The organism is Salinisphaera sp. (assembly GCF_035690525.1).
Classification (GTDB): Bacteria; Pseudomonadota; Gammaproteobacteria; order Nevskiales; family Salinisphaeraceae; genus Salinisphaera.
This window is the reverse complement of the sequence record NZ_DASSKM010000016.1, coordinates 1-12,100: the sequence shown is the minus strand read 5'-3', so window position 1 is coordinate 12,100 and position 12,100 is coordinate 1. Positions and strand designations below refer to the sequence as shown.

Sequence of the window (12,100 nt, the reverse complement as noted above, 5' to 3'; positions counted from 1 at the left end):
CGCCGAACGGCGGGGCGTCTGAAGCGAGGCGCGGCGCGCGCGTAGCGCATCCGGCCGAGGTACTGCTCGGGCTGTTCGAATCGCGCACGCCGCCGATCGCTTGGGCCGGCTCCGCGCTATCCGTTGGATACCGAACAGGCTTTCACGGATCGCGCGACCACGCGGTTGCGCCCCGTCTCCTTGGCGTCGTAAAGTGCCTCGTCGGCGTAGTGCAGCAGCATATCGTTGCGCAGGCGCTGCTCGCTGTCGTTCTGGGCCAGACCGATCGACAGCGTGACCGAGAACCGCGCGCCGTCCTCGCCGGTGAAAACCAGCTCGGCGGCGCGCCGGCGCAGGCGTTGCGCTACTTCCGTCGCCCGGGCCAGATCGGTGGCCGGCATGATCCAGAGGAATTCCTCGCCGCCGAAACGGCCGAAACTGTCGATTTCGCGCACGCCGTCGGCCATATGGCGGCCGAGCCGCTTGAGCACGCGATCGCCCATCGCATGGCCGTGCGTGTCGTTGATACGCTTGAAATGATCGAGATCGATCACGCCGACACAGAATACGTACGGCGCGCGCTGACAACGAATGCGTTCCCGCTCGAGCACTTCCATCAGCCAACGCCGGTTGTATAGGCCGGTCAGATGATCGCGGACCGCCATCACCGAGATCCGCGCCATGGCCTCGCGCACCTCGTAGTTGCGCTCGCGCAGCGTGCGGCGCAGCCGGTTGACCAGCGCGCTCAGCAGTACGATCTGGGGCATCACGATCGCCAGCGAGGCCAGCAGTAGACCGTTGTGGAAGAACAGCCCGTCCTCGACATGCAGCAGACCACGGCTGAAGATCACGCCGAAATAGCCGACCGAATACATCGCCGCCGCGACCACGAAGCTCGCCACCGACAGATCCAGCGTGCCGTAGAGCAACGGCACGACCGCGGTCAGCAGGATCGCGGCCTGCGCCTCGGCCGAGTCGAGTTGGTAAAGCAGGATCAAGCCGGGCACGGCGGGGGCGAGCACCTGGGCCAGGGTCAGATTCGGCTCGCGCGAGCGCAGATTCAGCCCGGTGCGGAACGCAAAATAAAAGCTCGACACGATCGCCACCTGCGCGGCCGCATAGCCGGCCACGAACAGCGGCGTCAGCGCGCCGAGCAGCGCGATCACCACGGTCAGCAGAATCTGCAGCGCATAGGAAATACAGGACAGGCCAAGCCGGCGCAGCCGGACGCGCTGATGCCGGGCAGTGCGCTCGGCCCGGGATTCCACCGCCCGGCGATCGTCGATTGCCATAAGTTTTTCTTAGTTATTTTCAGGGCCTGTTGCCATTTCATACGGCTCCGCGTTGCAGCCCCAAATCGTGTCAGCCAAGGCGCAGAGCGCCGACCGCAGTAATTCTGCGGTCAAGCTCTGCAACGCCGGATGGCGCGATTTGGGGCCGCAACCCGAAGGGCCGGGGGCCATTTTGGCGCAATCCAGCGTTGCAGCGCGCTACGGTAGAATGACTACCGTACGCCCGCTGCGCCTTGTCTTGCGCCAAAATGGCCGCCGGCGCGGCGTCGTATGAAACGGCAACAGACCCTAGATTCCGACAAACAGTCCGCAGCCAGGCCGAAGCCGAACCGCGCGCTCATGTTCGCCAGGCGGGCTGACCCGGGCGTGAATCGGAGCATTCCCGCCGGTGGCGGTACAGGCCCGCGACCGCGACAATACACCCCTTTATCGCTCTTCATTCCGATTTATCCTTGTGCCCTTGTCCGTCCACGCCACCCACGCCCCAATCCTGATCTTCGACTCCGGCGTCGGCGGCCTGTCGGTGCTGGCCGCCGTCCGGGCACAACTGCCGCGCGCGCCGCTGGTCTATGCCATGGACGGCGCGGCCTATCCCTACGGCCAGCGCAGCGACGCCGAGCTTACCGCCCGCGTTCCGGCGCTACTCGGCCGGCTGGTCGAACGCTATCGACCACGGCTGGTCATCATCGCCTGCAATACGGCATCGACCATCGCGCTCGCCGCGGTACGCGACGTGCTCGCGGTGCCGGTGGTCGGCACGGTGCCCGCGATCAAGCCCGCCGCCGAACGCTCGATCAGCCGCGTGATCGGCGTGCTCGGCACCCGCGCGACCGTGCGCCAGCGCTATGTCGACGAACTCGCGCGACGATTCGCGGCCGACTGCCGCGTGCTGCGCCACGGCGCACCGGCGCTGGTGGACCACGTGGAATCGGCGCTGCGCGGCGAGCCGAGCCCCGCCCCCGAGGCGCCGCGAAAAGCCCTCGCCGGTCTGCTCGAACAACCCGGCGGCGACGTGCTTGATACGGTCGTGCTCGCCTGTACGCATTTCCCCCTGGCACTGGATGCGCTGCGACACGCAGCCCCGGCGGGCGTCGGTTTCGTCGACGGCGCGGACGGCATCGCACGACGCTGCGCCGGTTTGCTGGCCGGGCAGCGCTGGCCGCCGGATGCCGGCACCGGCGTCACGATAACCACCGGTGAAATCGCGGCCTGCACCGGGCTCGCGGCCGGACTCGGCCGGTTCGGGCTCGCCCCGGCGATCGCCTTATAGCGGACGCCGCGCCGGGCGTTTGCGCTGGGGTTGTTGACGCTTCATATGTCCCCTAACGCAGCCGTTCGATCGAGACCCGGTCGCCGCGCGCGGCCGCGATTTCATCCTGCGCCGCGATCAGCGCCAGTTCTCGACCGCCGGCGGCCCAGGTCGCCTCGAACAGAACCTGCACCGCCGCCGCGGTCCGTGCCAGCGCGCGCGCCGGGCCGTCCGCGCTCAGCCCCAGTTCGAGACAACCCGCGGCGAACATCGCCGCGGTGAAATCGCCCGCGCCGTTCGGCGGCGTTTCGAAATCGATCAGCGGCGTGGTCACCCGCCAACTGCCCTCGGCGGTGTCGACCAGCATGGCGATGCGATCGGCCGGGCTGTCCGCGACCACGAGCGAAGTCACCAGCACCACGCGCGGCCCGCGTGCTCTCAGCGCGGCCGCGGCCGCCATCGCGTCGTCGCGGGTGGTGACCTCGCGCCCGGCCAGCCAAGCCAGCTCGAACTGATTCGGGGTGACGATATCGGCAACCGGCAGCGCGCGATCACGCATCCATTCCGGCAGGCCCTCGCGCACGAAGAAGCCGCGCCCGGTATCGCCCATCACCGGATCGCAGCAGTACAGCGCCCGCGGCCGTGCGGCGCGCAGCTTCGCCAGCGCATCGAGCACGGCGGCGCCAGTGCTCCGATCGCCCATATAACCGGTCAGCAGCGCGCGTACGCCGGCGAACCCGGTGAGCGCCGCCACGCCGTCGACCACCTCACGGATCTGATCGGCCGGAAAGACCGTGCCGGTGAATCGGCCATAGCCGGTGTGATTGGAAAACTGCACCGTGTTCACGGCGGTCACATCCCAGCCGAGCCGCTGCAGGGGAAACACCGCGGCGCGGTTGCCGACGTAGCCGTAGGCGACGTGGCTCTGGATGGAAATGATGTCGCTCATGCCTTGGCGTCTCGTTGTCGCGCGCGTTGTCACGATGGGTTCGCGCATTCGCGCGAATGCGGTGCAACCCATTCTGCCGCAATCGAACGCGCCCGGCGCGAGGGATCGGCGCGGCGCCCGCCTACGCCGTGTTCGGCGCGTGGCCCACGCGCTTGTCGTAGCGCCAGGTGATGGCCCACATCAGCAAACCGGCCACGGCCAGCGCGGCGCCGACGTAACCCGTGGCTTGCGTGCCGAAACCGAAGGCGATAACGAGGCCCGCCAGGAGCGGGCCGAGCGCGTTGGCGAAGTTGAACGCGACATGATTGAGCGCGGCCGCCAGGTTCTGCGCGTCGCCGGCGACATCCATGAGCCGGGTCTGCAGAATGGCCGCCAACGATACGCCGAAGCCGATACAGAACACGTCGACGGTCACCGTGATCGCGTTGCGGCTGGCCAGCGGGAACGCCAGTAGCGCGACCAGGCTCCAGACCAGCATCGCGCCGGCCGTGGGCATCTGGGCGCGATCGGCGAAGCGCGGCACAATCATGTTGCCCATCGTCATGCCAACGCCGAACACGCCGAGCACTACCGGCACGAGCGCCGCCGACATATGCGTGACGTGCGTCAGCGTGGTGGTGAGATAGGTATAGACCGCGAACACGCCGCCGAAGCCGATGCCGCCGATCGCCAGCGTCAGCCATACGTTGGGCCGCGCCAATGCGGTCAATTCGCGCAGCGGATGGGCGTCGCTGTGCACGCCCTGGTACGGCGCAAAAATCGTGATCAGCACGCCGGCCGCAATGGCGATCGCGGTCACGCTCCAGTAGCCGGCGCGCCAGCCGGTGAGCGAGGCTAGCCAGGTCGCCGCCGGCACGCCGATAATGGTCGCCAGCGTCAGCCCCAGCATGACGTAGCCCACCGCCTGCGTGCGCCGGTGCGGTTTGACCATCGAGGCCGCGACCAGCGACGCCAGGCCGAAATAGGCCCCGTGCGGCAAGCCGCTGATGAAACGAAACACGATCAGCCAGTGATAGCTCGGCGCGATCGCACTCAGGCCGTTGCCCAGCGCGAATACAACCATCAGACCGATCAGCAGCGGCTTGCGCGACATCCGCGCGGCGATGACGGTGATGATCGGCGCGCCGACCACCACGCCCAGCGCATAGGCGCTGATGATATGGCTGGCGGTCGCTTCGTCCACGGTGAAGGCGCGCTGGATCAGCGGCAGCAGGCTCATGGTTCCGAATTCGGTCGTGCCGATCGCGAAACCGCCGGTCGCCAGCGCCACGAACACCAGCACTTGAAGCACACGGTTCGACATAAGGAATTCGAAAGGGAAAAGAGCCCGAGCCGGGCGGGATATAACCAGCGTGGAGGATACACGCCCCAGGTATAATACTAAAGTATTATGCGATCATTTAATCGGCTGCCAGCACTTAACATCGGCGAAACGGAATCTAAATAAAACCGCGACCGACCGGGCCCGGTCTCATCGCCGGCCTGATTGCTGTACAAGCCACCGACCCGGCTGCGGCGAGGCCCGGTGCGACGCGAGTTCGACCACGGCCGGAAAATCCAACCTTTCGGAAAGACCGTCCGCGGGCGCCGCGTAGCCCCGGCACGGCTTGCCAAAAGCTGTCACCATCCCCATTCAGGGCCTGTTGCCGTCTCATACGACGCCGCGCCGGCGGCCATTTTGGTGCAAGACAAGGCGCAGCGGGTGTACGGTAGTCATTCTACCGTAGCGCGCTGCAACGCTGGATTGCGCCAAAATGGCCCCGGCCCTTCGGGTTGCGGCCCCAAATCGCGCCATCCGGCGTTGCAGAGCTTGACCGCAGAATGACTGCGGTCGGCGCTCTGCGCCTTGGCTGACACGATTTGGGGTCGCAACGCGGGGCCGTATGAGACGGCAACAGGCCCTAGCAACCACAATAACCGTGCGAGGTTGAAACGCGACGATGTCCGATACGCCGAAGATCATTTATACGCTGACCGACGAAGCACCGGCCCTGGCCACGCATTCGCTGCTTCCGATCATCGATGCTTATACCGATTCGGCCGGTATTCGCGTCGAAACCCGCGACATCTCGCTGGCCGGGCGCATCATCGCGCACTTTCCCGATTATCTGACCGACGAGCAGAAAGCCGCCGACGATCTCGCCGAACTCGGCGAAATGACGTCCGACCCGTCGGCCAACATCATCAAGCTGCCCAACATCAGCGCCTCGGTGCCGCAGCTCAAGGAAGCGATCGCCGAACTACAGAACGCCGGCTACAAGATCCCCGACTATCCGGAAGAGCCGGAGACCGACGAAGAGAAAGACATCGCCGAGCGCTACGAGAAAGTCAAGGGCAGCGCGGTAAACCCGGTGTTGCGCCAGGGCAACTCGGACCGGCGGGCGCCGAGTTCGGTTAAGGACTATGCGCGCAAGTACCCGCATCGCATGGGGGCGTGGGAATCCGACAACAAGGCCGAAGTCGCGCATATGGACGACGGCGACTTCTACGCCACCGAGCAGTCCACGACCATGGACGCCGCCGACAAGCTCACCGTCACACTACACCCGAAATCCGGCGACGCGGAGGTCCTGAAGAAGGACATCGCCGTCACCGAGGGCGAGGTCGTCGATACGGCGGCCATGCACGCCAAACCGTTCCGCGCGTTCGTGGATCGCGAGATCGCCGACGCCAAGGCCCGGAACCTGCTGTTCTCGGTGCATCTCAAGGCCACGATGATGAAGGTCTCGGACCCGATCATGTTCGGCTGGGTGGTCACCCAGTTCTATAAGGACGTGATGGACAAGTTCGGCGACGCGCTACGCGAGGTCGGCTTCGACCCCCGCTCCGGCCTGGGCGATTTGTACAAGAACATCCAGCGGCTTCCCGACGACAAGCTGTCCGCGATCGAATCCGAGATCGCCCGGGTCAACGAGGAATCCGCGCCGCTGGCGATGGTGGATTCGCATCGCGGTATTTCGGTGCTGCACTGGCCCAACGACATCATCATCGACGCCTCGATGCCGGCCATGATCCGCGACTCGGGCATGATGTGGGGCGCCGACGACGACCAGCACGAAGCCAAGGCGCTGATCCCCGACCGCTGCTATGCCGGCATCTACGCCGCCGTGGTCGAGGACTGCAAGCAAAATGGCGCCTTCGATCCGACCACCATGGGCACGGTGCCCAACGTCGGTTTGATGGCGCAAAAAGCCGAGGAATACGGTTCCCACGACAAGACCTTCCAGATTCCGGCCGACGGCACGGTGCGCGTGACCGACAGCGCCGGCGACGTAGTGTTCGAGCACGAGGTCGACGCCGGCGATATCTGGCGCATGTGCCTGACCCGCGACGCGGCGATCGCCGACTGGGTCAAGCTGGCCGTCACCCGGGCCCGCGATTCCGGCATGCCGGCGGTGTTCTGGCTGGACGAAAACCGCGCCCACGACGCCCAGATCATCGCCAAGGTCGAGCAATATCTGGCCGAGCACGACACGAACGGCCTGGACATCCGGATCATGGCGCCGGCCGAGGCCATGAACCACACCCTGGAACGCGTGCGCGCCGGCCGCGACACCATCTCGGTGACCGGCAACGTGCTGCGCGATTATCTCACCGACCTGTTTCCGATCATGGAACTGGGCACCAGCGCCAAAATGCTGTCGATCGTGCCGCTGATGGCCGGCGGCGGCCTGTTCGAGACCGGCGCCGGCGGTTCGGCGCCCAAGCATGTGCGCCAGCTCCAGCGCGAAAATCATCTGCGCTGGGATTCGCTGGGCGAATTTCTGGCCTTGGCCGCCTCGCTCGAACATCTGGGCAAGACCTTCGACAACGAGCGCGCCAAGGTCATGGCCGAGGCGCTGGATGCCGCCAACAGTCGCTTCCTGTCGGAGAACAAATCGCCCTCGCGCAAGGTTGGCGAGCTGGACAACCGCGGCAGCCATTTCTATCTGGCCATGTACTGGGCCCGCGCGATCGCCGATCAGAAGGACGATGCCGAGCTGGCCGAGCGGTTCGCCGAACTGGCGGCGGCGCTCGCGGACAACGAGGAAAAAATAGTCGAGGAATTGAATGCGGCTCAGGGCGAGCCGGTCGATCTCGACGGCTACTACTTCGTCGACGGCAAGCGAGCCACCGATGTGATGCGCCCCAGCACCACGCTCAACCAGACCATCGCCATGGTGGCCGCGAACAAGAAATAGCGCGCTCGAATGCGGCCGCGCCGCTGGCGGCGCGATACAAGCCGGTGTCTCGCATCCGCGGGCGCCGGCTTGTTTCGTTTGCGGCGCTTCATGGACCAATAATCGGCTAATAATCGGCTAAGGCCCGGTTTCGATTCGTACTTTCGCTATTCGCCTAGGGCTCTGGTAGGCTCAATTATCCGCTAAATTCGACCCGAGCCAAGCATGTCGACTTCGAGCAAAAGGATCATCGTAGGCGCTGTTGTCGCCGGTTGCTTGACCGCCGCGGGCTGCACCACCATACGCGAAACCCAGCCCGCCCAGACCGCCCGCGAACAGATCATGATGTCGCGCGCCGCCGATCTGGCCAGCGTCAAGATCGAGCCGAACGTGCCCAAAGACAACGCCATTTTCGTCGACGCCACCAATTTCACCAGCGACGCCACTGCCCGAACAGGCTATGCGATCGCCCGCATCACGGCTCAGTTGTTGTCGGAGGGCTATCACATCGTGGGCTCGGCCGATGCTGCCGACACCATCGCCGAAGTGAGCACCGGGGCGCTTTCGATCGATCAGTCCGACACGCTGTTCGGCCTGCCGAGCACGCCGATTCCCATTCCGCTGAGCGGCACGCTCACAACGCCGGAAGTCGCGATCTACAAAAAAGCGAAGCGCACCGGCGTGGCCAAGTTTCTGGTCTCGTTCTACAGCGCCAAAACCGGCGCCCTGCAGGACGTAGTCGGCCCGGTCTACGGTTTCTCCCACTTCGACCGCTACTCGCTGTTTGGCTTCGGCTGGAAACACAGCAATCTGCTGCCGCCCGAGGCCCTTGCCGCGAAGCAAGGTGAAGACCCGGCGCAAAAAACCGGCGAGTGAGTGCGACCGGACGCTGCAGTTTTTTCGTGCGCGTTGTAATCTCGCGATCGTAGGCTATCGACATGCCGTCCAACGACGGCGGGGAGTCCTGTTTTGACAACCGTGAACGATCTGCTGCGGAACAAGCCCAGCGACATCTGGACCGTGGCGCCCGAGGACTCGGTGTACGACGCCCTGCGGCTGATGGACGAAAAGAACATCGGCGTCGTGCTGGTGATAGACTCCGGCCGACTCATCGGCCTGCTTACCGAGCGCGACTACGCGCGCAAGCTGGTATTGCATCACAAGTCCTCGCGTGAGACGCCGGTGCGCGACGTGATGGCCACGCACGTGGCCTACATCGAGCCGGGCAAGGAAATCGAGGATTGCATGGCGCTGATGACGGAACGGCGCTTTCGCTATCTGCCGGTGATGGACAACGATCGGCTGGTCGGCCTGGTGTCGATCGGCGACCTGGTCAAGGCCGTGATCGCCGACAAGAAATTCATGATCGAACAGCTTGAGCACTATATTAGCGGCCAATAAACACACCGGCGCGGCCCGGCTGGTGTCTATTGACGTCTCACGCGACCGCACCCACTTCGATAGCTCAGGGGCCGCGATCAAACGTTGGCCAGCATCATACTGGCCGTCACAAGAGCCAAAAATGCGATCGTTTTGTGTGTCATCGAGCTATCTCCTTCGCGGTTTCATAATTACCGGCACGCAGGCCGGCCTAAGATTAACCCCGTTAGCCCCAAATGCCCCTCGGCTCGGCGGCGCTAAAATCGTACGGCGCGCCCTTCAAAAGGCTGGTTGTTATCGATCCAGTACTGAGTGCGCGCGACATAATCGACCGGGTACTGCGCCTGCTCGATGAGCGGCAGGGCGTTATAGTAATCAATGCACGCCTGGAAGAACTTGTCGTTCTGACCGGTTGCCTGATATTCGAGATTCGCTTGGGCTAAGACCTTTTGTTTCCACGCCTGTCGTCGGTCATATTGCTCCAGCCAAGCCGCGTGCCGCTCGTTCGCGGTATAGCGACCGCTGTCGTCGTACATCACCAGCGTCAGCTGATCGTCCGACAGATTCTTGAAAGGGTTTTCGGTGGTGCTGCTACGGCCGTAGCTTTGTACAAAGGCGGTCGCCTGTTTGGCGCGCGCCAGCAAGGTAGGATCGTCGGTGTCCGGCACCTCGCGCGCGGCCGCGGCCTCGTTGTACCCCGAGCCGATAAATTGCTCGCGCAGCCGCGCGGCTTCGGCGGCCAGCTCCGACCGGGTCATGGAAGCGTCTCGTTGCTCGGCCTCGATTGCGCTTTGGGCAAGCTGACGGCTGGTGGCGCTCAGCGAGACGCTGCTTGCGGCGTCGTCACCGGACTTGGCCGGCGGCGCCGTCCGGGCTTCGGCTGCGGTGGCCGCGGCGGGCTTCGTCCCCGCCGCACCCGGAGAAATGGCGTTTGGGTTGAGATCAATAGCCACAAGACGCTCCGATTTAGGACACCTTATATGGGTCTTATCGGCGACCGAGTCAGAACCTTAATCGGAATGTTGTCTCGCGCGAATCGTGGCTTTCGCGTTGAGCAATGTCCGGTTGAACTACACTCTGGCCGGACGTCAGGCAGTTAAACCCAAACGCGTCAGGATGCGCTTTTATGGAAAGGGTTGCTTTATCTTATACGGGGCGGGCAGTCCAGGCACTGGCCGATTCTGGTCAGTGCCTGAGTGATCGGAGGCGGCCCCTACATCCGCACGCTACCCGACATCGCTTCGAGCCGCTGGATTCGCTCGTCGGTCGGTGGGTGGGTCGAAAACAGCTTGCCGATGTTCACGCCCGCCAGCGGATTCACGATGAACAGATGCGCGGTGCCGGGGTTGCGCTCGGCGGTGCCCATCGGGTGGCGCTGATTCGCTTGCTCGAGCTTGCGCAGCGCATTCGCCAGACCGGTCGGGCTGCCGCAAATCTCCGCCCCGCCCTTGTCGGCCGCGAACTCGCGCGAGCGCGACACCGCCATCTGGATCAGCATCGCCGCCATCGGCGCCAGAATGATCATGGCGAGCCCGCCCAGTAGACCGCCGGCGCCCTCCTCGTCGTCATCGCCGCGGAAACCGCCGAACAGCATCGTCCATTGAGCGATATTGGCGATCATGGTGATCGCACCGGCGAAGGTCGCGGCGACGGCGCTGATCAGCGTATCGCGATGGCGCACGTGCGCCAACTCGTGGGCAAGCACGCCGCGCAATTCCTCGCGGTTCATGATCCGCAACAGGCCCGTGGTGGCCGCCACCGCCGCATGCGAAGGGCTGCGCCCGGTCGCGAACGCGTTGGGGGTGTCCGAGTCCATTACATAGACCCGCGGCATGGGCAGCTGCGCGCTCTGCGCGAGTTCGCGCACCACGTTGAACAGCTCCGGCGCCTCGGCGGCCGAGGCCTCGCGCGCGCCGTGCATTTTCAGCACCAGCCGATCGGAAAACCAATAGCTGCCGAAATTCATCGCGGCCGCGATCACCAACGCGATCACCATGCCGGCCTGGCCGCCGAGCGCACCGCCGACAAGAACCAGCAACACCGTCAAACCGGCCAAGAGCAAGGTCGTACGCAATGCGTTCATCTAAGATACCCTCCTCGAAACGGGGCTCATGCCCTCAACCTCCTAAATAGCGTCGATCGCGGCGTAATCAAGATCACGCATGAAACGCTCGATTCGGTCTTGTCGAACGGGTATCCTTGATGAACAATCCGTAACCATACGTAGAGGTCAATCGATATCACCGGAGTTGCGCTGTACGCGTTCATCGAACGCTACGGCCATTTACCCGGTCCGTCGACCGATACGATCCATGACCGACCATCCGCCGGTTTCGCTTGCCCTGATCCGCGCCGGCTGTCTGCCACGGTCGCAGCGCCTACGCGCCGCCACCGCGGGTAAGGCGCGCCGACACAACGGTAATTGGCATTACCGATGAACGCGATCACGGCGCAGTACAACGGCTACCGGCTGCACAGCGCCTTTCAGCCGATCCTGAGTCTTAGTCATCGCCGCAGCGTCGGTTTCGAGTCGCTGCTGCGCTCCGCCGACGCCGACCGCCGCTGGCATACGCCGAGCGATGTAATCCGCGAGGCCACCGAGCGCGGCGATATCCGCGAACTCGATACGCTCTGCCAGAGCCTGCATATCCGTAATTTCGCGGCCCAAGCGCCCGACGAGCGCTGGCTGTTTCTCAATCTCGACCCAAGCACGATTGCCGATCGCTGGTATCACGACGGGTCGCTGACACGCGCGCTGCGCGACGCCGGCGTGCCGCCGCAGCGGCTGGTAATCGAAATCATCGAAGGCGCTATCGAGGACGAACCGCAGCTGTTCGCCGCGGTCGATTATTTTCGCTCCATGGGCGCGCTGGTCGCGCTGGACGATTTCGGCAGCGGCCATTCCAATTTCGATCGTATCTGGCGGCTCGCCCCCGATATCATCAAGCTGGACCGCAGCCTGATCGTCGAAGCCGAACAACACCGAACGGGCCGTCTGCGTCAGATGCTGCCCAACTTGGTGTCGCTGATCCACGAGGCCGGCTGCCTGGTATTGGCCGAAGGCATCGAAACACGCGAGCAGGCGCTGCTG

At 64.5% G+C, this 12,100-nt stretch carries 10 protein-coding genes; 5 read left to right on the top strand and 5 right to left on the bottom strand.

What is annotated here, in order from left to right; all coding sequences use genetic code 11:
• Positions 1-116: 116 nt before the first annotated feature.
• Positions 117-1,271 carry a GGDEF domain-containing protein gene (locus VFJ08_RS00995; protein ID WP_324994229.1) on the bottom strand — a complete coding sequence of 385 codons (1,155 nt, stop codon included), beginning with the start codon at positions 1,269-1,271 and terminating at the stop codon, positions 117-119.
• Between the two features lie 454 nt (positions 1,272-1,725).
• On the opposite strand from VFJ08_RS00995, the gene murI reads away from it, so the two are divergent.
• A complete protein-coding gene (murI, locus tag VFJ08_RS00990; protein ID WP_324994227.1) occupies positions 1,726-2,541 on the top strand; it encodes a glutamate racemase in 816 nt (271 codons plus the stop codon).
• A gap of 52 nt (positions 2,542-2,593) precedes the next feature.
• On the opposite strand, the gene pdxY is transcribed toward murI, so the two are convergent.
• Both pdxY and VFJ08_RS00980 read right to left on the bottom strand, forming a co-directional pair.
• Positions 2,594-3,469 (bottom strand): pyridoxal kinase PdxY, encoded by an 876-nt coding sequence (gene pdxY / locus VFJ08_RS00985; protein ID WP_324994225.1) that lies wholly within the window; start codon positions 3,467-3,469, stop codon positions 2,594-2,596.
• 121 nt (positions 3,470-3,590) lie between these two features.
• Positions 3,591-4,772 carry an MFS transporter gene (locus VFJ08_RS00980; RefSeq protein WP_324994223.1) on the bottom strand — a complete coding sequence of 394 codons (1,182 nt, stop codon included), beginning with the start codon at positions 4,770-4,772 and terminating at the stop codon, positions 3,591-3,593.
• 637 nt (positions 4,773-5,409) lie between these two features.
• On the opposite strand from VFJ08_RS00980, the gene VFJ08_RS00975 reads away from it, so the two are divergent.
• The 3 genes from VFJ08_RS00975 (at position 5,410) to VFJ08_RS00965 (ending at position 9,030) form a co-directional block, all read left to right on the top strand.
• Positions 5,410-7,650, top strand: a complete 2,241-nt coding sequence (locus VFJ08_RS00975; RefSeq protein ID WP_324994220.1) for an NADP-dependent isocitrate dehydrogenase — start codon at positions 5,410-5,412, stop codon at positions 7,648-7,650.
• Between the two features lie 204 nt (positions 7,651-7,854).
• Positions 7,855-8,505 carry a DUF6655 family protein gene (locus tag VFJ08_RS00970; protein ID WP_324994218.1) on the top strand — a complete coding sequence of 217 codons (651 nt, stop codon included), beginning with the start codon at positions 7,855-7,857 and terminating at the stop codon, positions 8,503-8,505.
• A gap of 93 nt (positions 8,506-8,598) precedes the next feature.
• Positions 8,599-9,030, top strand: a complete 432-nt coding sequence (locus VFJ08_RS00965; protein ID WP_349256925.1) for a CBS domain-containing protein — start codon at positions 8,599-8,601, stop codon at positions 9,028-9,030.
• Positions 9,031-9,266: 236 nt separating this feature from the next.
• Here VFJ08_RS00965 and VFJ08_RS00960 read toward each other — a convergent pair whose 3' ends face one another.
• Both VFJ08_RS00960 and htpX read right to left on the bottom strand, forming a co-directional pair.
• Entirely contained in the window at positions 9,267-9,962 is a 696-nt protein-coding gene (locus VFJ08_RS00960) for a hypothetical protein (RefSeq protein WP_324994216.1), read from the bottom strand.
• A 260-nt stretch (positions 9,963-10,222) separates the two neighbouring features.
• A complete protein-coding gene (gene htpX, locus VFJ08_RS00955; protein ID WP_324994214.1) occupies positions 10,223-11,092 on the bottom strand; it encodes a zinc metalloprotease HtpX in 870 nt (289 codons plus the stop codon).
• Between the two features lie 351 nt (positions 11,093-11,443).
• Here htpX and VFJ08_RS00950 point away from each other — a divergent pair.
• The coding region (locus tag VFJ08_RS00950; RefSeq protein ID WP_324994212.1) for an EAL domain-containing protein at positions 11,444-12,100 on the top strand (657 nt) is incomplete at its 3' end.